The following is a 22,463-nucleotide window of genomic DNA, read 5'->3' as shown; positions in this document are numbered from 1 at the left end:
ATCGCCGCCATGACACCCTCGGAGCACGTGGAAACGCGGACAGAAGCGCGGCCGACGCAGACCGCGACCCTCGCGGAGATCGCCCGTGAGGCCGGTGTGTCGGCACCGACTGTTTCGAAGGTCCTCAACGGCCGCGCCGACGTGGCCCCCGCCACGCGCACCCGCGTCGAGGACTTGCTGCGCGCCCACGGCTACCGGCGCCGCCGGGCCGAGGCCACCCGCTCGCCGCTGATCGACCTGGTCTTCCACGAGCTGGAGAGCGCCTGGGCGATGGAGGTCATCCGGGGCGTGGAGAACGTGGCCCGGGACGCCGGCCTGAGCGTGGTGCTGAGCGAGAGCGCGGGGCGGCTCACCCCCGGCCGGACCTGGGCGGACCAGGTCGCCGCCCGCCGCCCGCACGGCGTCGTGCTGGTGCTGTCCGGGCTCGACGAGTCCCAGCGGGCGCTGCTGACCAGCCGGTCCATCCCGTTCGTGGTGATGGACCCGGCCGGCGACCCGGGCGCCGACGTGCCGTCCATCGGCGCGACCAACTGGCAGGGCGGTCTCGCCGCCACCCGGCATCTGGTCGAGCTGGGCCACCGCCGGATCGGGGCGATCAGCGGCCCGCCGCAGATGATGTGCAGCCGGGCCCGGATCGACGGCTACCGGGCCGCCCTGGAGACGGCCGGTCTGCCGGTCGACCAGGCGCTGATCAAGACCGGCGACTTCCACCACGAGACCGGCTACCGGCTCGGCCGCGAGCTTCTCGACCGCCCCGACCGGCCCACCGCGGTGTTCGCCGGCAACGACCTCCAGGCCCTGGGCTGCTACGAGGCCGCGCGTGAGCTCGGGCTGCGCATCCCGGAGGACGTCAGCGTGGTCGGCTTCGACGATCTGCCGGTGGCCCGCTGGGTGGGGCCGCCGCTGACGACCGTGCGGCAGCCGCTCACGGAGATGGCCGAGGCGGCCGCCCGGCTGGTCCTCGAACTGGCGCGGTCGACGTCGCGGGAGGCGCCGACCGCCACCCGTGTGGAGCTGGCGACCAGCCTGGTGGTGCGCACGAGCACCGGGGCGCCGCCGGCCGTGTAGGGGCCCGTCGGCCGGGCGTGGCCGGAAGCCGACGTATTGACGGGTGTGGCGCACACCCCCACACTCCTCCGAAGTCAATCGGTTGAACGACCGAAACTTTCGGAGGCACCCGCCATGAGATCCTCCAGAACCTCCCGCCCGATCACCCGGACGGCCGCCCTGCTCACCGGGGTGGCCGCCGCCGCGGCCCTGCTCGTCGCGGCCCCCGCGTCCCACGCGGCGGACGCCCCGCTGCGCGACCTCGCCGCCGCCCGCGGCAAGGTCGTCGGCACCGCGGTCACGGGCTCCAAGCTCACCGGCGCCTACGGCGAGGTCGCCGCGGCGCAGTTCTCCTCGCTGACCCCGGGCAACGCCATGAAATGGGGCTCGGTGGAGCCGTCCCGGGGCGCGTTCAACTGGGCCGAGGCCGACCAGATCGTCGCCTTCGCGCAGGCGCACGGCCAGCAGGTGCGCGGCCACACCCTGGTCTGGCACAACCAGAACCCCGGCTGGCTCACCAACGGCAGCTGGACCTCCGCCCAGCTCGGCACTCTGCTGCACAACCACATCGACACCGAGGTCGGCCGGTACAAGGGGAAGATCGCCGCCTGGGACGTCGTCAACGAGCCCTTCAACGAGGACGGCACCTACCGCTCGACCCTCTGGTACGACGGCCTCGGCGCCGACTACATCGCCAACGCCCTGACCTGGGCGCGGGCCGCCGACCCGGCCGCGAAGCTCTACGTCAACGACTACAACGTCGAGGGCGTCAACGCGAAGTCGACCGCCCTGTACAACCTCGTCAAGTCGCTGAAGGAGCGGGGAGTCCCCATCGACGGGGTCGGCCTGCAGGCGCACCTCGTCCTCGGACAGGTGCCCGCCACCCTCCAGCAGAACATCCAGCGCTTCGCCGACCTCGGCGTCGACGTGGCGATCACCGAGCTGGACATCAGGATGACGCTGCCCTCGGACAGCGCCAAGCTCGCCCGGCAGAAGGACGACTACCAGGCGGTCACCGCCGCCTGCGTCGCCGTCGCGCGCTGTGTGAACCTCACCGTCTGGGGCTTCACCGACTCCGACTCGTGGGTGGAGAGCACCTTCCCCGGAGAGGGCGCGGCGACGCCGTACGACGGCAACTACACGCCCAAACCGGCCTATCACGGCATCTCCGAGGCGCTCGGCGGCACGACCACGCCGCCGCCGACCGGCGGGTGCAAGGCGGTGTACAGCGTGGGAAGCCAGTGGAACACCGGGTTCACCGGCACTGTGACGATCTCCTGTTCGGGCGCCTCGCTGTCGTCCTGGAAGACGACCTGGACATACGGCGCCGGCCAGCAGATCACCCAGGCCTGGAACGCCGGCTGCACCCAGTCGGGGGCGGCCGTGACCTGCGTGAACGCCTCGTACAACGGGACGGTCCCGGACGGCGGTTCGGTGAGCTTCGGGTTCAACGCGAACTGGAGCGGGAGCAACCCGGCGCCGACGGTGACGCTGGGCTGAAGTCGGGGCTGAAGTCGGGGCCGAGCCGGGCGGAACCCGGGGGACGAAACAGTTCCGGGAAGGGTGTCGATCCGGCCCGCTCCCGTTCGACGCAGGGGTGAGGCCGGGAAGAAACCCGGCTCGTAGGACCTGAGGAGTCACCATGCCCCGTTACCTGTCGCTCGTGCGGATCGACGAGAACAACGTGCCCGCCGAGGGCCCCAGCCCCGAGCTGATGCAGCGCATGGGGGAGCTGATCGAGGAGATCACCAAGGCCGGCGTGATGCTGGAGACCGCCGGGCTGACCCCGACCGAGCAGGGCGCCCGGGTGCGCTACGAGGGCGGGAAGGTCTCCGTCACCGACGGCCCCTTCACCGAGTCCAAGGAGGCCGTCGGCGGCTACGCGATCATGCAGTGCAAGGACCGGGCAGAGGCCGTCGAGTGGGCGAAGCGGTTCGTGAAGGTCCACGAGGACTTCTGGACGGTGACCTGCGAGGTGCGGGAGATCGCGGAGGGCTGAGCCTTCCTTGGCCCCGGCGCGCCGCGGGTGTTCGATGGGGGGTTGTGGAACGACAGCCCCCCTCGAACCCCCCGCCCCTCCCGGACCCCCCGCCCCCCTCGGACCCCCCGCCCGCCGTGGACGGACATCACCGTGCGGCCCCGGACGGCCGGCCGGTCCCGGATCCCCGTGTCGCCATCGAGACCGTCTTCCGGCTGGAGTACCCCCGGGTCGTCGCGGTCGTCGCCCGTGTCGTGCGCGACGTCGGCATCGCGGAGGAGCTGGCGCAGGACGCGCTGGTGGCGGCGCTGGAGCAGTGGCCGCGCGACGGCGTGCCGGACAGTCCCGGCGCCTGGCTCACGGCCGCCGCCCGGCACCGGGCCGTCGACCTGGTCCGCCGCCGCGAGAACTACGCCCGGAAACTGCGGGAGATGGGCCGCGACCAGCCGACGACGACCGCGCCGCCCGAGGAGCCCGCCGACGCCGACGACATCGACGACGACCTGCTCAGGCTCGTCTTCACCGCCTGCCATCCGGTGCTGTCGGCCGAGGCCCGCACCGCCCTCACCCTGCGCCTGCTCGGCGGCCTGACCACACCCGAGATCGCCCGCGCCTTCCTGGTCCCCGAACCGACGGTCGCCCAGCGCATCGTCCGCGCGAAGAAGACGCTGGCCACCAGGAACGTCGCTTTCGAGGTGCCGTACGGGCCCGACCGTGAGGCCCGGCTGGGCTCGGTCCTGGACGTGATCTACCTGATCTTCAACGAGGGGTACGCGGCCACCGCCGGCGACGACTGGCTGCGTCCCGCGCTGTGCGAGGACGCGCTGCGGCTGGCCCGGCAGCTGGCCGCCCTGATGCCGAACGAGTCCGAGGTCCACGCGCTGGCCGCGCTCCTGGAGTTCCAGGCGTCCCGCACCCCCGCCCGCACCGCCGCCGACGGCACGCCCGTCCTGCTGAGGGACCAGGACCGCCGCCGCTGGGACCGGAGGCTCGTGGCCCGGGGCATCGCCGCCCTGGACCGGGCCGGCGCAACGGCCGCCGCGGCCCCCGGCCCCTACGCCCTCCAGGCCGCCGTGGCCGCCTGCCACGCGCACGCGCCGGACTACGAGGACACCGACTGGGCGGCCATCGCCACCCTGTACGGGCTGCTGGCCGCCCGCGCCCCCTCCCCGGTCGTGGAACTCAACCGCGCCGTGGCCGTGTCGATGACCGAGGGCCCCGGACCCGCGCTGGAGATCGTCGACGGCCTCACCGACGAGCCCTCGCTGCGCGCGTACCACCTGCTGCCCAGCGTCCGCGGCGATCTGCTGCTGCGCCTGGGCCGGCCGGCGCAGGCCAGGGCCGAGTTCGAGCGGGCGGCCGGGCTGACGGGCAACGCGCGCGAGCGGGAGCTGCTGCGGGCCCGAGCGGCGGACTGCGGAGGATGAGCGGGAACTCGCGATCCTTGTCCGTTCGCCCGTGCCCCGGTTCTTCCCTGGCGTCGCTCAGGACGCTCCACCGGCAGGGGCGGCCGGTGCGGCGGGGGCGCCGAGGAGCATCGTCGGCGCCCCCGCCACCCGGGTCAGGAAGACGGTCGCCGAGTGCGGCCCGCGGTCCTTGGGGAGCGCCTTCCTGCGCAGTTCCTCCGGCTCCACCGCCGACCCCCGCTTCTTCACGGTCAGGATCCCGACCCCGCGTTCGCGCAACAGGGCCTTCAACTTCTTGACGTTGAAGGGCAGTTCGTCGGTGATCTCGTAGGCGGTGGCGTACGGGGACGGCCGCAGGGCGTCTGCGGTGACGTAGGCGATGGTCTCGTCGATCAGCCCGCCGTCGACCTGCCGGGCCACGTCGGCGACCAGATGGGCCCGCACGACCGCGCCGTCGGGCTCGTACAGGTACCGTCCGACCGGCCGCACGCGCGGATCGGGCAGACCGACGCCGAGCAGCGTCCGCGGTCCCGGCAGGAGGGTCGCCCGGACGGCGCCCGGCTCGCCGGTCCCGAACCACAGCACCGCCTCCTTCACGTCTCCGCCGTCCGAGATCCACTCGGCCTCGGCCTCGGCCGGGATCGCCTCGTGCGGCACGCCGGGCGCGATCTTCAGGGCGGCGCGGGGCGCGGCGAGCGCGGCGCCGACCGCCCAGGACAGCGGCGGCGAGTAGCCCTCGGGGTCGAAGACGCGTCCGCGTCCGCCCCGGCGCGCCGGATCGACGAACACGGCGTCGTAGCCGCCGGTGTCCACCTCGGTGACGTCCGCCTCGCGCACCTCGATCAGCTCGCTCAGCCCCAGCGCGTCGGCGTTCGCGCGCGCCGCCGCCGCGGTGACCGGGTCCCGGTCCACGGCCAGCACCCGGATCCCGGCGCGGGCGAGCGCGATCGCGTCGCCGCCGATCCCGCAGCACAGGTCGGCGACGGAGGTCACGCCGAGCGCCCTCATCCGCCCGGCCCGGTATCCGGCGACGCTCGCCCGGGTCGACTGCTCCACGCCGTCGGGCGTGAAGAACATCCGGTCCGCGTCCCCGGCGCCGAACTTCACCGCCGCCCGTTGCCGCAGCCTGGCCTGGCCGATGGCCGCCGACACCAGGTCGGCGGGGTGCTCGCGGCGCAGCCGGGTGGCGACGGCGAGTTCGTCGGCGGGGGCGGTGCCGCGCACCGCGTCGAGGAGGGCGCGGCCCTCGGCCGTGAGCAGCGGAGCAAGGACGTTCACCCCCTCATTGTCGGCCAGCGGCCCGCCGCGCCCGTCAGGGGGCTCCGCCGGCCGGGCGGGAGCCGTCGGCGGTCCGTGTGGGCCAGTCGGTGGATGGTGTGCGTCCGGCGGCGGTGTCGGTCCGGCTTCCGGGACGGTGACTGCGAGGATCCGGCGCCATGGGACCTGTCGTACAAGATGATGACCGGCGCGGCTGTTCTCACCGGCCGCGCCGCCGTGGGCTCACGGGCATCCGGCGCGGCCGTGGACGCGCCGGGATCCGCGGCGCGATCGTCGTCCTCGCGCTGGCCGCCCTCGCCTCGGGCTGCGCGGGCGGCGGCGCCCGCGGGTCGATCCGCCCCGCCCCGGGCCAGCAGCCCGAGAAGGCCGCGCTCCCGGAAGCGCCGCCCGCCCGCGCCCTGCACGCGTACGCCGACCGGCTGCGCGCCGCCCAGCGGGCCCGGGTCGCCACGGCGCGGCGCTGGGGTCTGGGGAAGGTCCCGCTGACGCCCCCGGCGCCGCCCGCGCACAAGCCGGAGATCACCACCCGTAAGGGCTTCGAGGTCGACGACCACGAGGAACTCGGCCTGCCGCCGGTCTTCACGACGATCCCGACCGAGGACAGGGTCGTCTTCCTCACCGTGGACGACGGCGCCGAGAAGGACCCGGCGTTCCTGCGCATGATGAGCGAGCTGAAGATCCCGTACACCGCCTTCCTCAGCGACTTCCTGATCAAGGACGACTACGGCTACTTCAAGAAGATGCGGGACCTGGGGGTGACCCTGAACAACCACACCCTCCACCACCCCTACCTGCCCGCCCTCTCCTACGCCCGGCAGAAGCGCGAGATCTGCGGCATGCAGGAGGTGCTCCGCGAGCACTACGGCCACCGTCCGGCCCTCTTCCGGCCCCCGTTCGGCAACTACGACCAAAACACCCTGCGCGCCGCGAAGACGTGCGGCGTGCGCTACGCCCCGCTCTGGGACGAGGAGGTGTTCGTCGACCACTGGGAGTACCGGGAGACGGACCGGGACCTCCACCCCGGCGACATCGTCCTGACCCATTTCCGCGGCCGGAGCGAGTGGAAGGGCACGATGCCCGACATGGTGCGCCGCTTCCTGGACAAGGTCACGGCGAAGGGCTACGCGGTGGCCCGGCTGGAGGACTACCTGTGAGGGCGTGGGGACCGGGGACCGGGGGACCGTGGGCGGAGGGACCGCGGGCGTGGGGACCGGGGACCGGGGGACCGTGGGCGGAGGGACCGCAGGCGTGGGGACCGGGGACCGGGGGACCGCGGGCGTGGGGACCGGGGACACGCGGACTGACGGCCGTCCTGCTGATCCTGGCGGCCCTGACCGGTTGCGCCCAGTCCGTCGACCCGATCGAACGCCTGGGCCGGAAGGCGGCCGCGCGGGTCCACGAGCCCGCCCCCGCCCCCTACCTCCGCTGGGGGCTGACGGCCCCGCCGGCCCCCGCGCCGACCCATCCCGCCCGCGTCCTGCCGGGCAGCCCGGGAACGGGTCTCCCGCCGGTCCTCGACCACGTCCCGACCACCGACAGGGTCGTCTTCCTCACCTACGACGACGGGGCGGAACGCGACCCGCGCTTCGTCGACATGGTCCGCGAACTGCGCCTGCCGGTCAGCATGTTCCTCACCGACAGCGTGGTCGGCCCGGGCTACGCGCAGTTCGCCCGGCTGCAGTCGGTCGGCGCGAGCATCCAGAACCACACCCTGGACCACCCGGTCCTGCGCGGTCTGCCCTACGCCGGCCAGCGCGCCGAGATCTGCGGCCAGCAGGACAAGCTCCGATCCCGGTTCGGCCTGCGCCCCCGCCTCTTCCGTCCGCCCTACGGCGCCTACGACGCCACCACCCGGCGCGCCGCCGCCGACTGCGGCATCACCGCCCTCGTCCGCTGGCGCGCCGCCATGGGCCCCACCCAGCTCGCCTACCCGTACGGCCCGCACCGCCTCAGCCCCGGCGACATCGTCGCCGTGGCCCCGGACGAGCCGACGGGCTCGGCCCTGCGCGAGCGCACGGCACGTCTGCTGCGCGGGCTGCAGCGGCAGGGCCTGACGGTGGGCCGCCTGGAGGACTACGTCTGAGGGCGCCCCCGGCGGAAAATGTGGCCGACGCGCCGCGCGCATTGGCACTCCGCTTGACCGAGTGCTAACCGCGGTCATAGTCTCAGCTCTGGCACTCACCACTGGAGAGTGCCAACACAGCGACGGGCAGGTCCGGCACCCGCGACGACGGATCCACCTGGTCGCCACCTCAGACAGTTAACCCCGTGAGATCTCCGAAGGGGGAGGTCGGATCGTGACGACCACCAGCTCCAAGGTTGCCATCAAGCCGCTCGAGGACCGCATTGTGGTCCAGCCGCTCGACGCCGAGCAGACCACCGCCTCTGGCCTGGTCATCCCGGACACCGCGAAGGAGAAGCCCCAGGAGGGCGCCGTCCTCGCCGTGGGCCCGGGCCGCTTCGAGAACGGCGAGCGCCTGCCGCTCGACGTCAAGGTCGGCGATGTCGTCCTGTACAGCAAGTACGGCGGCACCGAGGTGAAGTACAACGGCGAGGAGTTCCTCGTCCTCTCGGCTCGCGACGTGCTCGCGATCATCGAGAAGTAATTCACCCAGTTTTGCAGTGAACTGCGCCCCTGGCCCCCGCTACTTTGTGCAGCCGGGCGCTGGGGGCGCAGTTCGTTTCTCCCACGCTTTCCGAGAGGGCTGAACCGCTCCCATGGCGAAGATCCTGAAGTTCGACGAGGACGCCCGTCGCGCCCTTGAGCGCGGCGTCAACAAGCTTGCCGACACCGTCAAGGTGACGATCGGCCCCAAGGGCCGCAACGTCGTCATCGACAAGAAGTTCGGTGCCCCGACCATCACCAACGACGGCGTCACCATCGCCCGTGAGGTGGAGCTCGAGGACCCGTACGAGAACCTCGGCGCCCAGCTCGTGAAGGAGGTGGCGACCAAGACCAACGACATCGCGGGCGACGGTACGACCACCGCCACCGTGCTCGCGCAGGCGCTCGTGCGCGAGGGCCTCAAGAACGTAGCCGCCGGCGCCTCTCCGGCCGCCCTGAAGAAGGGCATCGACGCCGCCGTCAAGGCCGTCTCCGAGGAGCTGCTGGCCACCGCCCGCCCCATCGACGAGAAGTCCGACATCGCGGCCGTCGCCGCGCTGTCCGCCCAGGACCAGCAGGTCGGCGAGCTCATCGCCGAGGCGATGGACAAGGTCGGCAAGGACGGTGTCATCACCGTCGAGGAGTCCAACACCTTCGGTCTGGAGCTGGACTTCACCGAGGGCATGGCCTTCGACAAGGGCTACCTGTCGCCGTACTTCGTGACGGACCAGGAGCGCATGGAGGCCGTCCTGGAGGACCCCTACATCCTCATCAACCAGGGCAAGATCTCCTCGATCGCTGACCTGCTGCCGCTGCTGGAGAAGGTCATCCAGACCAACTCCTCCAAGCCGCTGCTGATCATCGCCGAGGACCTGGAGGGCGAGGCGCTCTCCACCCTCGTCGTCAACAAGATCCGCGGCACCTTCAACGCGGTCGCGGTCAAGGCCCCGGGCTTCGGCGACCGCCGCAAGGCGATGCTGCAGGACATGGCCGTCCTCACCGGCGCCACCGTCATCTCCGAGGAGGTCGGCCTCAAGCTCGACCAGGTCGGCATCGACGTGCTCGGCTCCGCCCGCCGCGTCACCGTCACCAAGGACGACACCACCATCGTCGACGGCGGCGGCAACTCCGGTGACGTCGTGGGCCGCATCGCCCAGATCAAGGCCGAGATCGAGAACACCGACTCCGACTGGGACCGCGAGAAGCTCCAGGAGCGCCTCGCGAAGCTGGCCGGCGGCGTGTGCGTGATCAAGGTCGGCGCCGCCACCGAGGTGGAGCTGAAGGAGAAGAAGCACCGTCTGGAGGACGCCATCTCCGCGACCCGCGCCGCGGTCGAGGAGGGCATCGTCTCCGGTGGCGGTTCCGCTCTGGTCCACGCCGCCAAGGTGCTGGAGGGCGGCCTGGGCAAGACCGGCGACGAGGCCACCGGCGTCGCCGTCGTGCGCCGCGCCGTCGTCGAGCCGCTGCGCTGGATCGCCGAGAACGCGGGCCTCGAGGGCTACGTCATCACCGCCAAGGTGGCCGAGCTCGACAAGGGCCAGGGCTTCAACGCCGCCACCGGCGAGTACGGCGACCTGGTCAAGGCCGGCGTCATCGACCCGGTCAAGGTCACCCGCTCCGCCCTGGAGAACGCCGCCTCCATCGCCTCCCTCCTCCTGACGACCGAGACCCTCGTCGTCGAGAAGAAGGAAGAGGAGGAGCCGGCCGCCGGCGGCCACTCCCACGGGCACTCCCACTGACCCAGGTCGGTACCCACGGCAGTACCGAGGCCCGGCGCCCCGCTGACAAGCGGCGCCGGGCTTCGGCGTGCGTGCGCCGCCGCCGCCGCGGCCGCCGGCCCGCTACTGCTCCAGCGCGTCCAGCGCACCCAGCTGATCCATCAGCCCGAGCCGGTCGTACTGCCACCAGGCCTCGACGATCTTCCCGTCGTCCCGGCAGCGGAAGACGGTCGTCCCGGTCATGGCGACCTGCCGGCCGGTGGCCGGGATCCCCATGAAGTCGCCCCGGTGCGTGCCGCGCCAGGTCCACCGGTTGCACACCCGGTCGCCCTGGGCGATCTGGTCGTCGAGCGTGAAGGCGAAGTCGAAGCCGCCGCGCCACGCCTCGATCTCCCGCCGCATCGCGTCCATCCCCATGGTGTCCTGCGGGTTGGCCGGATCGTGGTCGTGGTACTCCTCGGCGATCAGCCCGTCGAGCGGCGGCAGGTCGCCCCGCATGCCGACCGTTTCGAAGAACAGCCGTGCCGTCCGCGCGGACAACTGCTCGTCCCGCACGACGTCGAGGTCCGTGAAGGTCGGCATCTCCTCGCACAGGGCGACCAGCTCCCGGAAGACCTTGCCGGTCTCCGGGAGGTGGGAGTTGCGCATCGCCTCCTCGTACGACGGGAACTCCACGATCTCGATGAAGTGCGAGCCGTCGGAGCGGTCCCGGGCGACGACCGCGTGGGTCGCGGTCCGCTTCCCCCGGGTCTGCTCGACCCATGTGTCCATCAGCCGGTCCATCTCGTCGAACCGGTCGGTCCTGCAGTCGATGAGCTGTACGAACGTCATGACGCCGCCTCCGACCCCCCTGGGTCCCGGTCCCGTCCCGCCCATCTTCCCACCGGAGCGCCCACGTCACCCGTTCACCGCCGCACCCGTCACTGCGGCCCGTACTTGCGACCCGTCCGCGAGCTGATCCCGCCCAGCAGCGACCGGGGGGTCAGCTTCACCAGACCCATCAGCGCCTTGTAGCGCGGGTCGGGAATCGACAGCGACTTCCCGCGCGCCAGGTCGTGCAGCGCCGCCGCGACCAGCTTGTCGGCGTCCAGCCACATCCAGCCCGGGATGTTGTCCGTGCCCATCCCGGCCCGCTCGTGGAACTCCGTGCGCACGAAGCCCGGGCACAGCGCCATCAGCCGCACCCCGCTGCCGGCCAGGTCCTTGGCGGCGCCCTGCGTGAACTGCACGACCCAGGCCTTGGAGGCCCCGTAGGTCCCGCGCGGCACGAAGGCCGCCACGGACGCCACGTTGACGACCCCGCCGCGCCCGCGCTCGCGCATCGCCGCCGTCGCCGCGGACGTCAGCCGCAGCACCGCCTCGCAGTGCACCTTGAGCATCTTCAGCTCGTCTGCCATGGACACGTCGAGATAGCGGCCCTTGTTGCCGAAGCCGGCGTTGTTGACCAGCAGGTCGACGGCCTTCTTACGGTCCCCGAGACGAGCGGCCACCGCCTCGATGCCCTCGTCCGTGGCGAGGTCCGCGGTCAGCACCTCCGCCTCGATGCCGTGCCGGTCGTGCAACTCGGTCGCCTGCTCGCGCAGCCGCTTGGTGTCCCGTGCCACGAGGACGAGATCATGCCCGTCCGCCGCCAGTCTGCGCGCGAACGCGGCGCCGATGCCCGCGGTCGAACCCGTAATGAGAGCCGTTGTCATGGCGCAAGGTTAGTGACCCGGAGTGCGGGGGTCCGTTCTCTGCACGCGGCCTCCCGAAGGTGAAGGCCCCGTGAGCGTCCGCCGACGCGAGGACGGCTCAGGCGCCGTGCTCCGCCACGTACTTCCGGGCCGCGGCCAGCGACTCCGGATGCAGGGCCTCGCCGGCCGCGAGCAGCCGGGGCAGCAGCTCGCGGTGCGTGGTGACGGCCTGGAACTGCATGCGGGCCGTCACGTCGTGGTCCGGCAGGTGGACGATCTCCACCGCGTCCCCCGCCCGGACCTCGCCCGGCACGATCACCCGGAGGTACGCGCCCGTCGCCGCCTTCCGCGTGAACCGCTTCACCCACTGCTTCTCACCCAGATGTCCCTGGAAGGTGAGGCACGGTATCCGCCCGGCGCTCACCTCCAGCACCACGTCGGGGCCGATCCGCCAGCGCTCGCCGATCCGCGCGCCCGAGACGTCGAGGCCCGCGGTGGTGAGGTTCTCGCCGAACACGCCGTTGTTCAGGGGCCGCCCCAACTCGCGCTCCCACGCGTCGAGGTCCTCGCGCGCGAAGGCGTACACCGCCTGGTCGTCGCCGCCGTGATGGCGCAGCTCGCACACCGCGTCACCGGCCAGACCGCTCGCTCCGACCCCCTTGGGGCCGGGCGCCGAGACCCGCACGGGCCCCTCGACCGGCCGCTTGTCGATCCCGGTCAGTCCCTGCGGCTGACCGGTGTACGGGACGGCCTCGGGGCGGCCGAGATTGACAGACAGAAGCCTCATGGCGGCACGGTAGGCGACCCGGGGTCAAAGTGTCGACGCATTATTCGCCCTGCCATCCAAGGGTCCCTTATGCTCGACGCATGATCGAGGCCCGTCATCTCCGCGTGCTGCGCGCCGTGTCCGCAACCGGCTCCTTCTCGGCGGCCGGGCGGGAACTGGGCTGCACCCAGCCCGCCGTCAGCCAGCAGATGAAGGCCCTGGAGGCGTCCGTGGGCACGCCCCTGCTGGTCCGCAGCGGCCGCGAGACCCGGCTGACCCAGGCGGGCGAGGCCCTCGTCCGGCACGCGGCCGGGATCCTGTCCGGGCTGACGGCCGCCGAGGAGGAGGTCGCCGCGATCGCGGGGCTGCGCGCCGGCCGGGTCCGCCTGGTCTCGTTCCCCAGCGGCAGCTCCACCCTCGTGCCCACCGCCCTCGCCGCCCTGCGGGCCGCGCACCCCGGCACCCGGGTCTCCCTGGAGGAGGCCGAGCCGCCGCGCTCGGTCGAGCTGCTCCGGGAGGGCGACTGCGACATCGCGCTGGCCTTCCGCTACGAGCGCGCCACGGGCGACGGCGCCGTCGCGGGCTCCGGCGCGGGTGAGTGGGACGACCTGGTCGTGCGCCCGCTGCTGACGGACCGTCTGGTCGCGCTCGTGCCCGAGCGGCACCCCCTGGCCCGCGCGGCGTCCGTCGCCATCGACGATCTCGCCGGCGAGCCGTGGATCGCCGGCTGCCCGCGCTGCCGCGGTCAGTTGGTGCAGGTGTGCGAGCGCGCCGGCTTCACGCCCCGCATCGACTTCGCGACCGACGACTACCCGGCGGTGGTCGGCCTGGTGGGCGCCGGTCTCGGCGTCGCCGTCCTGCCCCAGCTCGCCATCGAGTCGGTGCGGCCCCGGGGCGCCCGCGCGGTCGCGCTGGAACCGGCGGTGCGGCGGGAGATCGTCGCGCTCACCCTGCCCGACCTGGCCCAGGTGCCGGCGGTGACGGCGACGCTGGAACAACTGGGACGCGCCGCCCGGCGCTGAACGGGAAGACCGCCCCGGCGCGGACGTCGCGGCACGCGAGAGCGCCGAGGTCGCGGCACCGAAAAACGGAGAGGCCGAGGTCGCGGCACCGAAAAACGGAGAGCACGCGCGTGTGCCCTCCGCCTCAGTCGCTTGCGGTCAGCCGTATGTCCGGCTGTTTTCGCAGAAACGTTCCTTCATTTGTTCGAAGCGGTGTCTCCCGCGCCTGACGACGCCGACACCAGGCGGTTGCGCGCCCGCCCCATGAGCTCCTCGCGCTCGTCCTCGGTCAACCCGCCCCACACCCCGTACGGCTCGCGAACCGCCAGGGCGTGCGCCGCGCACTGCGCGCGGACCGGGCACCTCATGCAGACCTCCTTCGCCGAGTTCTCTCGAGCGCTCCGAGCCGCCCCGCGCTCGCCCTCAGGATGGAAGAAGAGCGAGCTGTCCACTCCGCGGCAGGCGGCCAGAAGCTGCCAGTCCCACAGGTCCGCGTTCGGTCCGGGAAGGCGGGAGAAATCTGCCATTGCGTGACCCCTTGTAGCCGTTCTGAGCGGATACGGTGCCCACGACCGTACAACTACGATCTAAGGAGATGAAAATATGACTCATTGCGAATCTAGCCTCAGACACCAGTAAAAGGGAAGAAATAGGGCCAAATGGGGCATGGGTTGTGGTGAAAGCTTGAGGGTCCGTGTGGCTGACTCATCTGTGTCCGGCCCCTCACGTAGAGTGCCGAAGAATGCACGCAGCCCCGTAACTCTTTCGAGTGACCGTCGTTGAGAGTGCGGTGGCGGTTGAAAACACAAACGCTCGGGCAGGCGTCCGAGACGGTCGACCGCACAGGTGACGATTCGTACCAGCCTGGAGGCACAAGGTGACGCGCATCAGCTGCGGAGGGCGGCCATGACTTCCGTCCTCGTCTGCGACGACTCCCCGCTTGCCCGAGAGGCGCTCCGCCGCGCGGTCGCGACCGTGCCCGGCGTCGAGCGCGTGACCACGGCGGCCAACGGCGAGGAAGTGCTCCGCCGCTGGGGCGCCGACCGCTCGGACCTGATTCTGATGGATGTACGCATGCCCGGCCTGGGCGGCGTCGAGACCGTACGGCGACTGCTGTCCGCCGACCCCGGGGCGCGCATCATCATGCTGACCGTCGCCGAGGACCTCGACGGCGTCGCTCTCGCGGTCGCCGCCGGCGCCCGCGGCTACCTGCACAAGGACGCCTCGCGCGCGGAACTGCGCGCGACCGTCACCCAGGCGCTCGCCGACCCGACCTGGCGGCTCGCCCCGCGCCGGCTGCGCTCGGCCGAGATGGGCGCGGCCCCCACGCTCACCGCGCGGGAGATCCAGGTCCTCGAGGGCATGAGCCACGGCCGCTCCAACGCGGAGATCGGCCGTGAGCTGTTCCTCTCCGAGGACACCGTCAAGACGCACGCCCGGCGGCTGTTCAAGAAGCTCGGCGCCTCGGACCGCGCGCACGCCGTGGCGCTCGGCTTCCGGTGGGGACTGGTCCGCTAGGGCCGTCGTCCTCGCCGCCCGTCCGGCCCGCGGCCCCGGACCGGTCCGGGGCAGGACGGGCCCGGGTCGTCCGGTGGACCGCACCGGTTCAGGGTGACATCGGTCATTCATCGAGGAGAGCGGGCTCATGGGTGAACCTCCCTGCTCAGAGGCGGTGCGAAGGCCGCCAGAGCCCTCCTGGCGCCGCACCGCGGGCACGAGCGGCACAGGGTCCCGGCGGGCGCCCGCTGCTCGTTTCGCCGCGGATGCCGCATCCTTGAGGTGTGGAGTTCCTCGGGGACGAGTCGGTCGAGCGGAAGGGGAGGGCGCAGGGGATGAGTGCCGGCGCACCTGCTCATAACGCTTCGGTGCACAACGACGGGCACGGTGCCGCGGCCGGTCCGGCCGCAGTGCACCATGGACCGATGCGCGATGACGAGGCGGTCACTGCCGTGGGGACGATCGGGGGACTCGTCCATCGCGCGGTGGACGGCGACGAGCAGGCCACGCACGACCTGCTGGCCCACGTCCATCCGCTGGCCCTGCGCTACTGCCGCACCCGGCTGTCCCGGCTGCCCGGGGACGCCCGCCACTTCGTGGAGGACCTCGCCCAGGAGGTCTGCGTCGCCGTCCTGCTCGCCCTGCCCCGCTACCGGGACACCGGCAGGCCCTTCGAGGCCTTCGTCTTCGCCATCGCCGCCCACAAGGTCGCCGACCTGCAGCGGGCCGCGATGCGCCATCCGGGTTCGACGGCGGTTCCGTCCGACGAGATGCCCGAACGGCCGGACGACTCGCTCGGCCCCGAAGAGCGGGCGCTCCTGAGCAGCGACGCCGAGTGGGCGAAGAAGCTCATGGCCAACCTGCCCGAGAACCAGCGGGAACTGCTCCTGCTGCGCATCGCGGTCGGCCTCACGGCCGAGGAGACCGGCCAGATGTTGGGAATGTCACCCGGAGCGGTCCGGGTGGCCCAGCACCGGGCGCTCAGCAGGCTGCGGGCACTCGCCGAGCAGTGACGAATCCCGGTGGCCGCGCCTCCGGTGAACAGCCCCGCCCTCGCGTCCGTACGAACCTACGAAGCCCGGAGTCCTGCGCGACCGTGGAATTCGGGCGGTGCGCTTCCCGTTAGCATGGACATCCGCACCGATCAAGGCCATTTGGGGAAGGTGTCATGACTGCCAACGTCGACGGAGTGCCCGCCAAATTCGCGACCCTCGGGCTGACCTACGACGACGTGCTGCTGCTGCCGGGCGCATCCGAGGTGCTCCCCAACGCGGTCGACACCTCGTCCCGCATCTCCCGCAACGTGCGGGTCAACATCCCGCTGCTGTCGGCGGCCATGGACAAGGTGACCGAGTCCCGCATGGCGATCGCGATGGCCCGCCAGGGCGGCGTGGGCGTGCTCCACCGCAACCTCTCCGTCGAGGACCAGGTCAACCAGGTCGACCTGGTCAAGCGCTCCGAGTCCGGCATGGTCACCGACCCGATCACGGTGCACCCGGACGCGACGCTGGGCGAGGCCGACGCCCTGTGCGCCAAGTTCCGCATCAGCGGTGTGCCGGTCACCGACGGCGGCGGCAAGCTGCTCGGCATCGTCACCAACCGCGACATGGCCTTCGAGTCCGACCGCTCCCGCCAGGTGCGCGAGGTCATGACCCCGATGCCGCTGGTCACCGGCACGGTGGGCATCTCCGGCGTCGAGGCCATGGAGCTGCTGCGCCGGCACAAGATCGAGAAGCTTCCCCTGGTCGACGAGGCGGGCGTCCTCAAGGGCCTCATCACGGTCAAGGACTTCGTCAAGGCCGAGAAGTACCCCCGGGCCGCCAAGGACGCCGAGGGCCGGCTGCTCGTCGGCGCGGCGGTCGGCGCGAGCCCCGAGGCGCTGGAGCGCGCCCAGGCCCTCGCCGAGGCCGGCGTGGACTTCCTGGTCGTGGACACGTCCCACGGCCACAACAGCAACGCCCTGAGCTGGATGGCGAAGATCAAGTCCAGCGTGCGCGTCGACGTGATCGGCGGCAACGTCGCCACCCGCGACGGCGCTCAGGCCCTGATCGACGCCGGCGTCGACGGCATCAAGGTCGGCGTCGGGCCCGGCTCGATCTGCACCACGCGCGTGGTCGCCGGCATCGGCGTCCCGCAGGTCACCGCCATCTACGAGGCGTCCCTCGCGGCCCGTCCGGCGGGCATCCCGCTGATCGGCGACGGCGGCCTGCAGTACTCCGGCGACATCGGCAAGGCGCTCGCCGCCGGCGCCGACACGGTGATGCTGGGCAGCCTCCTCGCGGGCTGCGAGGAGTCGCCGGGCGAGCTGCAGTTCATCAACGGCAAGCAGTTCAAGTCCTACCGCGGCATGGGCTCGCTCGGCGCCATGCAGTCCCGCGGCCAGGCCCGGTCGTACTCCAAGGACCGCTACTTCCAGGCGGAGGTCGCGGCGGACGACAAGCTCGTGCCCGAGGGCATCGAGGGCCAGGTTCCCTACCGCGGCCCGCTCGGCAACGTGCTGCACCAGCTCGTCGGCGGTCTGCGCCAGACCATGGGCTACGTGGGCGCCGCCACCATCGAGGAGATGGAGAGCAAGGGCCGCTTCGTGCGGATCACCTCCGCGGGGCTCAAGGAGAGCCACCCGCACGACATCCAGATGACGGTCGAGGCGCCGAACTACAGCAGCAAGTAGGCGCCACGCGCGCGTGCGACACCGTGAGGGCGGTCCCGGACGAACCGGGGCCGCCCTTGTCGTACCCGTCGGCGATACTGGAAGACGCTGAACGCATCAGGGAAAGGCCACACACGTGACTGAGATCGAGATCGGGCGCGGCAAGCGCGGCCGCCGGGCGTACGCCTTCGACGACATCGCCGTCGTCCCCAGCCGCCGTACGCGGGACCCGAAGGAGGTCTCGATCGCCTGGCAGATCGACGCCTACCGCTTCGAGCTGCCCTTCCTGGCGGCTCCCATGGACTCGGTCGTCTCCCCGGCCACCGCGATCCGCATCGGCGAGCTGGGCGGCCTGGGCGTCCTGAACCTCGAAGGCCTGTGGACCCGGCACGAGGACCCGCAGCCGCTGCTCGACGAGATCGTGGGCCTGCCCGTGGAGGCGGCCACCCGTCGTCTCCAGGAGATCTACGCCGCTCCCGTCAAGGAGGAGCTGATCGGGCAGCGCATCAAGGAGGTGCGCGACTCGGGCGTGGTCACCGCGGCCGCGCTGTCCCCGCAGCGCACGGCCGAGTTCTCCAAGGCCGTCGTCGACGCGGGCGTGGACATCTTCGTCATCCGCGGTACGACCGTCTCGGCGGAGCACGTCTCCGGCTCGCACGAACCGCTGAACCTGAAGCAGTTCATCTACGAACTCGACGTCCCGGTGATCGTCGGCGGCTGCGCCACCTACACGGCGGCCCTGCACCTGATGCGCACGGGCGCGGCGGGCGTCCTGGTCGGCTTCGGCGGCGGCGCGGCGCACACCACGCGCAACGTGCTGGGCATCCAGGTCCCGATGGCGACGGCGGTCGCCGACGTGGCCGCCGCCCGCCGCGACTACATGGACGAGTCCGGCGGCCGCTACGTGCACGTGATCGCGGACGGCGGCGTCGGCTGGTCCGGCGACCTGCCCAAGGCGATCGCCTGCGGCGCCGACTCGGTGATGATGGGCTCCCCGCTCGCCCGGGCGACCGACGCGCCGGGCCGTGGCCACCACTGGGGCATGGAGGCCGTCAACGAGGAGCTGCCGCGCGGCAAGAAGGTCGACCTCGGCACGGTCGGGACCATCGAGGAGGTCCTCATGGGCCCGTCGCACACGCCCGACGGCTCGATGAACTTCTTCGGCGCCCTGCGCCGCGCCATGGCCACCACCGGCTACAGCGAGCTCAAGGAGTTCCAGCGGGTCGAGGTCACGGTGGCGGACTCGGTGCACCGCCGCTGACGCCGACACCCCGCAGAACCGCGAAAGGGGCCGGCCGTCTCACGTCGAGACGACCGGCCCCTTCGGTGTGCCCCGGCGCGGTCGGGCGGACCGGGTGCGGGCTCCGCCTGTTTCCTGCGTCGCCGGGGCGTGGGCGCACGCCACCGGCCCCGGCCCGGCCGCGTGCGCCCGGGCTCACAACCGGTGCGCCGCCCCCGTGGGCGTGGCCCCGCGCGTGTCCAGCAGCAGTTGTGCCTTCACCGACAGGCCCTGCAGGTCGTAGGTGCGGTGCTGCTGGAGGAGGATCGTCAGGTCGGCGTCGGCGGCCGCCTCGTAGAGGGAGTCGGCGCGGGGGACCGGACGGTCCAGGACGCTCCACGACGGGACGTGCGGATCGTTGTAGCTGACGGCCGCGCCCAGCTCCATCAGGCGGACGGCGATCTCGTGCGCGGGGGAGTTCTGCTGGTCGGCGAGGTCCGGTTTGTAGGTGACGCCGAGCAGGAGCACCCGCGCGCCCCGGGCCGATTTGCCGTGCTCGTTGAGGAGGGCGGCGGCGCGCTGGACGACGTAGCGGGGCATGCGGCTGTTGACCTGCTGGGCGAGCTCGACCATGCGCAGGGGGCTACCGGGATGGCCGGTGCGGTCCAGGGCGACGGAGTGGCCGCCGACGCCGGGGCCGGGGCGGAAGGCCTCGAAGCCGAAGGGCTTGGTCTCGGCGCAGCGGACGACGTCCCACAGGTCGACGCCCAGGTCGTGGCAGAGGACGGCCATCTCGTTGACGAGGGCGATGTTGACGTGCCGGAAGTTGGTCTCCAGGAGCTGCACGGTCTCGGCTTCGCGCAGGCCCCGCGCGCGTACCACCTTGTCGGTGAGGCGGCCGTAGAAGGCGGCGGCGGACTCGGTGCAGGCGGGGGTGAGGCCGCCGATGACCTTCGGGGTGTTCGCCGGAGTGAAGGCGCGGCTGCCGGGGTCGACCCGGCTGGGGGAGTAGGCGAGGTGGAAGTCGCGGCCCGCGCGCAGGCCCGACGTCTCCTCCAGCAGCGGCCGCAGGAATCCCTCCGTAGCCCCGGGGTACACGGGTGACTCCAGGATCACGGTGGTGTGCGGGCGCAGGTGTCCGGCGAGGGTGCGGGCGGCCGCCTCCACCTGGCTCAGGTCGAGTCCGCCGTCCGCGTCGCGCGGGGTCGGGGCGCAGATGACGGCCGTCCGCACCCGGCCCAGCTCGGCCGGGTCGGTGGCGGGCCGGAAACCCCCCGAGAGCATCCGGCGCAGTTCGGCGGGGCTGAGGGAGCCGGCCTCGGGGCCGGTGCGGTAGCCGATGGTGGGCATGCCGGCGGCCACGGCGGCCTGGGCCAGGGGCAGGCCGAGCGGGCCGAGTCCGATGACGGCGAGATCTGCGGGCATGGCGTATGCCGTCCTTCCCAGTAACCGAGGTGGGACAGGTGCGCAAGCCCGGTGGACAGGATGGACGAGCGCAATGTCAGACTAGGAGTAAATATGACCGTTATGCGGCATTGATCGACTGTGTTGGGTCGGCTGTGTCGCCCGGTCGCACGGGCCGGCCCCGGGGCCTGATTCTTTCGCGGCCCCCGCGGCCTGGGCGAGCGGCGGCGTGGACGGCGGCTTGAGCAGCGGCGTTTCCCGGCAGGCCGGTTCCGGGCTCCGTGGGAGTTGTCCACAGGCTGGGGGCGAGTAGTGGCTGATGTCGGACAACAAGGTCAGAATTTGGGCATGGGGGATACGGACCGGGTCTCGTCCTGACAGGGCGCGGCCGGCGCGAGCGACAGCGGGAGGCAGCGGTGAGGACAGCGACACTGGGGCCGGCACAACGAGCAGAGTCACTGGCGGCCATGGCCGAGCGCGAACTGGACGTGCTGGTGGTGGGCAGCGGCGTGGTCGGCGCGGGCACCGCCCTGGACGCCGTGACGCGCGGCCTGTCCACAGGGCTGGTCGAGGCACGCGACTGGGCGTCGGGCACGTCGAGCAGGTCGAGCAAGCTGATCCACGGCGGTCTGCGCTATCTGGAGATGCTGGACTTCACCCTCGTGCGGGAGGCGCTCAAGGAACGCGGTCTGCTGCTGGAGCGGCTCGCCCCCCACCTCGTGAAACCGGTGCCCTTCCTGTACCCGCTCCAGCACAAGGGCTGGGAGCGGCTGTACGCCGGCTCGGGCGTCGCGCTCTACGACGCGATGTCCATGGCCCGCGGGCACGGCCGGGGCCTGCCGACGCACCGTCACCTGACCCGCCGCCACGCCCTGCGCGTCGCTCCCGCGTTGAAGAAGGACGCGCTGGTCGGAGCGCTGCAGTACTACGACGCCCAGATGGACGACGCCCGTTTCGTCGCCACCCTGGTGCGCACCGCGGTGGCCTACGGGGCCAAGGCGGCCAACCGCGCGCGGGTGACGGGCTTCCTGCGCGAGGGCGAACGGGTCGTCGGCGCGCGGGTCCAGGACCTAGAGGCGGGCGGGGAGTACGAGGTCCGCGCCCGGCAGGTCGTCAACGCCACCGGCGTGTGGACCGACGACACGCAGGCGCTGGTCGGGGAACGCGGCCAGTTCCACGTCCGCGCCTCCAAGGGCATCCACCTCGTGGTCCCCCGGGACCGCATCAGCTCCTCCACCGGGCTCATCCTGCGCACCGAGAAGTCGGTGCTGTTCGTGATCCCCTGGGGCCGGCACTGGATCGTCGGCACGACCGACACCGACTGGGACCTCGACAAGGCCCACCCGGCCGCCTCCAGCGCCGACATCGACTACCTCCTGGAACATGTGAACTCGGTGCTCGCGGTGCCGTTGACCAGGGACGACGTGGAGGGCGTCTACGCGGGTCTGCGACCGCTGCTGGCCGGCGAGTCCGACGCCACCAGCAAACTGTCCCGCGAGCACACCGTCGCCCACCCGGTGCCGGGGCTGGTCGTCGTCGCGGGCGGCAAGTACACGACGTACCGGGTGATGGCGAAGGACGCCGTCGACGAGGCGGTCCGCGGACTCGACCAGCGGGTGGCCGACTGCGTCACGGAGGACGTGCCCCTGCTGGGCGCGGAGGGCTACCGGGCGCTGTGGAACGCACGCGCGCGGATCGCGGCGCGCACCGGTCTGCACGTGGTGCGGGTCGAGCATCTGCTCAACCGTTTCGGGTCGATGGCGGAGGAGGTGCTGGACCTCATCGCCGCGGACCCGTCGCTGGGCGAGCCGCTGCAGGCCGCCGACGACTACCTGCGCGCCGAGATCGTCTACGCCGCCTCGCACGAGGGCGCGCGGCACCTGGACGACGTGCTGACGCGCCGTACACGCATCTCCATCGAGACCTTCGACCGGGGCACCCGCAGCGCCCGCGAGGCCGCCGAGCTGATGGCGCCGGTCCTCGGCTGGGACAAGGAACGCGTCGAGCGCGAGGTCGAGCACTACGAGAAGCGGGTCGAGGCCGAGCGCGAGTCCCAGCGCCAGCCCGACGACCTGACGGCGGACGCCGCCCGGCTGGGAGCCCCGGACATCGAGCCGCTCTGACCCGGCCCGGCCCCTGACCCGGGCCTGACCCGGCCCCGCCCGGGCCCTGACCCGGGCCTGACCCGGCCCGGCCCTGACCCGGCCCCCGGCCCCCGGCC

Annotated in this window: 20 protein-coding genes; 14 read left to right on the top strand and 6 right to left on the bottom strand. The window is 72.3% G+C overall.

Going from position 1 to position 22,463, the window contains the following annotated elements:
- The first annotated feature begins 9 nt into the window (after positions 1-9).
- The 4 genes from ACFVYK_RS07280 to ACFVYK_RS07265 all read left to right on the top strand — a co-directional run bounded on the left by ACFVYK_RS07280 (position 10) and on the right by ACFVYK_RS07265 (position 4,452).
- Positions 10-1,068 (top strand): LacI family DNA-binding transcriptional regulator, encoded by a 1,059-nt coding sequence (locus ACFVYK_RS07280; protein WP_389769699.1) that lies wholly within the window; start codon positions 10-12, stop codon positions 1,066-1,068.
- A 114-nt stretch (positions 1,069-1,182) separates the two neighbouring features.
- The gene (locus ACFVYK_RS07275; RefSeq protein ID WP_389769697.1) at positions 1,183-2,547 is read left to right on the top strand and encodes an endo-1,4-beta-xylanase; all 1,365 of its coding nucleotides are present in this window, start codon (positions 1,183-1,185) and stop codon (positions 2,545-2,547) included.
- Between the two features lie 142 nt (positions 2,548-2,689).
- Positions 2,690-3,046 (top strand): YciI family protein, encoded by a 357-nt coding sequence (locus ACFVYK_RS07270; RefSeq protein ID WP_389769694.1) that lies wholly within the window; start codon positions 2,690-2,692, stop codon positions 3,044-3,046.
- Between the two features lie 116 nt (positions 3,047-3,162).
- Complete coding sequence (locus tag ACFVYK_RS07265) at positions 3,163-4,452, top strand: RNA polymerase sigma factor (RefSeq protein ID WP_389769692.1); 1,290 nt, start codon at positions 3,163-3,165, stop codon at positions 4,450-4,452.
- 57 nt (positions 4,453-4,509) lie between these two features.
- On the opposite strand, the gene ACFVYK_RS07260 is transcribed toward ACFVYK_RS07265, so the two are convergent.
- Positions 4,510-5,709 (bottom strand): methyltransferase domain-containing protein, encoded by a 1,200-nt coding sequence (locus tag ACFVYK_RS07260; RefSeq protein ID WP_389769689.1) that lies wholly within the window; start codon positions 5,707-5,709, stop codon positions 4,510-4,512.
- Between the two features lie 158 nt (positions 5,710-5,867).
- On the opposite strand from ACFVYK_RS07260, the gene ACFVYK_RS07255 reads away from it, so the two are divergent.
- The 4 genes from ACFVYK_RS07255 (at position 5,868) to groL (ending at position 10,053) form a co-directional block, all read left to right on the top strand.
- A complete protein-coding gene (locus ACFVYK_RS07255; protein ID WP_389769685.1) occupies positions 5,868-6,863 on the top strand; it encodes a polysaccharide deacetylase family protein in 996 nt (331 codons plus the stop codon).
- Positions 6,864-7,009: 146 nt separating this feature from the next.
- Positions 7,010-7,792 carry a polysaccharide deacetylase family protein gene (locus tag ACFVYK_RS07250; protein ID WP_389769927.1) on the top strand — a complete coding sequence of 261 codons (783 nt, stop codon included), beginning with the start codon at positions 7,010-7,012 and terminating at the stop codon, positions 7,790-7,792.
- 214 nt (positions 7,793-8,006) lie between these two features.
- Entirely contained in the window at positions 8,007-8,315 is a 309-nt protein-coding gene (gene groES, locus ACFVYK_RS07245) for a co-chaperone GroES (protein ID WP_057584642.1), read from the top strand.
- Positions 8,316-8,427: 112 nt separating this feature from the next.
- On the top strand, positions 8,428-10,053 hold the full coding sequence (groL, locus tag ACFVYK_RS07240) for a chaperonin GroEL (RefSeq protein ID WP_389769682.1): 1,626 nt from the start codon (positions 8,428-8,430) through the stop codon (positions 10,051-10,053).
- Between the two features lie 102 nt (positions 10,054-10,155).
- Here groL and ACFVYK_RS07235 read toward each other — a convergent pair whose 3' ends face one another.
- The 3 genes from ACFVYK_RS07235 to ACFVYK_RS07225 form a co-directional block, all read right to left on the bottom strand.
- Entirely contained in the window at positions 10,156-10,863 is a 708-nt protein-coding gene (locus tag ACFVYK_RS07235; protein WP_389769679.1) for an ester cyclase, read from the bottom strand.
- An 89-nt stretch (positions 10,864-10,952) separates the two neighbouring features.
- Complete coding sequence (locus tag ACFVYK_RS07230; protein ID WP_389769676.1) at positions 10,953-11,726, bottom strand: SDR family NAD(P)-dependent oxidoreductase; 774 nt, start codon at positions 11,724-11,726, stop codon at positions 10,953-10,955.
- 97 nt (positions 11,727-11,823) lie between these two features.
- A complete protein-coding gene (locus tag ACFVYK_RS07225) occupies positions 11,824-12,492 on the bottom strand; it encodes an MOSC domain-containing protein (protein ID WP_389769674.1) in 669 nt (222 codons plus the stop codon).
- 80 nt (positions 12,493-12,572) lie between these two features.
- On the opposite strand from ACFVYK_RS07225, the gene ACFVYK_RS07220 reads away from it, so the two are divergent.
- Positions 12,573-13,493, top strand: a complete 921-nt coding sequence (locus tag ACFVYK_RS07220) for a LysR family transcriptional regulator (protein WP_389769671.1) — start codon at positions 12,573-12,575, stop codon at positions 13,491-13,493.
- A 176-nt stretch (positions 13,494-13,669) separates the two neighbouring features.
- Here the strand turns inward: ACFVYK_RS07220 and ACFVYK_RS07215 are convergent, their stop codons facing one another.
- Positions 13,670-13,999 carry a WhiB family transcriptional regulator gene (locus ACFVYK_RS07215; protein WP_389769669.1) on the bottom strand — a complete coding sequence of 110 codons (330 nt, stop codon included), beginning with the start codon at positions 13,997-13,999 and terminating at the stop codon, positions 13,670-13,672.
- Between the two features lie 379 nt (positions 14,000-14,378).
- Between ACFVYK_RS07215 and ACFVYK_RS07210 the strand changes: the two genes are divergently transcribed.
- From ACFVYK_RS07210 to ACFVYK_RS07195, 4 genes are all read left to right on the top strand, one after another.
- Positions 14,379-14,990, top strand: coding sequence for a response regulator transcription factor (locus tag ACFVYK_RS07210; RefSeq protein WP_003948568.1), 612 nt, complete (start codon positions 14,379-14,381; stop codon positions 14,988-14,990).
- Positions 14,991-15,394: 404 nt separating this feature from the next.
- Positions 15,395-15,982, top strand: coding sequence for a sigma-70 family RNA polymerase sigma factor (locus ACFVYK_RS07205; RefSeq protein ID WP_329412790.1), 588 nt, complete (start codon positions 15,395-15,397; stop codon positions 15,980-15,982).
- 155 nt (positions 15,983-16,137) lie between these two features.
- Positions 16,138-17,640, top strand: a complete 1,503-nt coding sequence (gene guaB / locus ACFVYK_RS07200; protein ID WP_389769666.1) for an IMP dehydrogenase — start codon at positions 16,138-16,140, stop codon at positions 17,638-17,640.
- Positions 17,641-17,755: 115 nt separating this feature from the next.
- Complete coding sequence (locus ACFVYK_RS07195; RefSeq protein ID WP_389769664.1) at positions 17,756-18,880, top strand: GuaB3 family IMP dehydrogenase-related protein; 1,125 nt, start codon at positions 17,756-17,758, stop codon at positions 18,878-18,880.
- A 174-nt stretch (positions 18,881-19,054) separates the two neighbouring features.
- Here ACFVYK_RS07195 and ACFVYK_RS07190 read toward each other — a convergent pair whose 3' ends face one another.
- Positions 19,055-20,263, bottom strand: coding sequence for a nucleotide sugar dehydrogenase (locus tag ACFVYK_RS07190; protein WP_389769662.1), 1,209 nt, complete (start codon positions 20,261-20,263; stop codon positions 19,055-19,057).
- Between the two features lie 395 nt (positions 20,264-20,658).
- Between ACFVYK_RS07190 and ACFVYK_RS07185 the strand changes: the two genes are divergently transcribed.
- Positions 20,659-22,365, top strand: coding sequence for a glycerol-3-phosphate dehydrogenase/oxidase (locus tag ACFVYK_RS07185; RefSeq protein ID WP_389769660.1), 1,707 nt, complete (start codon positions 20,659-20,661; stop codon positions 22,363-22,365).
- The last annotated feature ends 98 nt before the right edge of the window (positions 22,366-22,463 follow it).

Origin of the sequence: Streptomyces sp. NPDC058291 (assembly GCF_042880855.1) — a bacterium.
Taxonomy (GTDB): Bacteria; Actinomycetota; Actinomycetes; order Streptomycetales; family Streptomycetaceae; genus Streptomyces.
Note: the sequence above shows the minus strand (reverse complement) of the source record. Positions and strands in the feature narration are given on the sequence as shown.

What these genes read in the sequence shown, in the direction of transcription:
- ACFVYK_RS07280 (WP_389769699.1), top strand. Translation starts at nt 10, where the DNA reads ATGACACCCTCGGAGCACGTGGAAACGCGGACAGAAGCGCGGCCGACG.
- ACFVYK_RS07275 (WP_389769697.1), top strand. Translation starts at nt 1,183, where the DNA reads ATGAGATCCTCCAGAACCTCCCGCCCGATCACCCGGACGGCCGCCCTG.
- ACFVYK_RS07270 (WP_389769694.1), top strand. Translation starts at nt 2,690, where the DNA reads ATGCCCCGTTACCTGTCGCTCGTGCGGATCGACGAGAACAACGTGCCC.
- ACFVYK_RS07255 (WP_389769685.1), top strand. Translation starts at nt 5,868, where the DNA reads ATGGGACCTGTCGTACAAGATGATGACCGGCGCGGCTGTTCTCACCGG.
- groL (WP_389769682.1), top strand. Translation starts at nt 8,428, where the DNA reads ATGGCGAAGATCCTGAAGTTCGACGAGGACGCCCGTCGCGCCCTTGAG.
- ACFVYK_RS07235 (WP_389769679.1), bottom strand. Translation starts at nt 10,863, where the DNA reads ATGACGTTCGTACAGCTCATCGACTGCAGGACCGACCGGTTCGACGAG.
- ACFVYK_RS07230 (WP_389769676.1), bottom strand. Translation starts at nt 11,726, where the DNA reads ATGACAACGGCTCTCATTACGGGTTCGACCGCGGGCATCGGCGCCGCG.
- ACFVYK_RS07225 (WP_389769674.1), bottom strand. Translation starts at nt 12,492, where the DNA reads ATGAGGCTTCTGTCTGTCAATCTCGGCCGCCCCGAGGCCGTCCCGTAC.
- ACFVYK_RS07220 (WP_389769671.1), top strand. Translation starts at nt 12,573, where the DNA reads ATGATCGAGGCCCGTCATCTCCGCGTGCTGCGCGCCGTGTCCGCAACC.
- ACFVYK_RS07215 (WP_389769669.1), bottom strand. Translation starts at nt 13,999, where the DNA reads ATGGCAGATTTCTCCCGCCTTCCCGGACCGAACGCGGACCTGTGGGAC.
- ACFVYK_RS07210 (WP_003948568.1), top strand. Translation starts at nt 14,379, where the DNA reads ATGACTTCCGTCCTCGTCTGCGACGACTCCCCGCTTGCCCGAGAGGCG.
- ACFVYK_RS07205 (WP_329412790.1), top strand. Translation starts at nt 15,395, where the DNA reads ATGCGCGATGACGAGGCGGTCACTGCCGTGGGGACGATCGGGGGACTC.
- guaB (WP_389769666.1), top strand. Translation starts at nt 16,138, where the DNA reads ATGACTGCCAACGTCGACGGAGTGCCCGCCAAATTCGCGACCCTCGGG.
- ACFVYK_RS07190 (WP_389769662.1), bottom strand. Translation starts at nt 20,263, where the DNA reads ATGCCCGCAGATCTCGCCGTCATCGGACTCGGCCCGCTCGGCCTGCCC.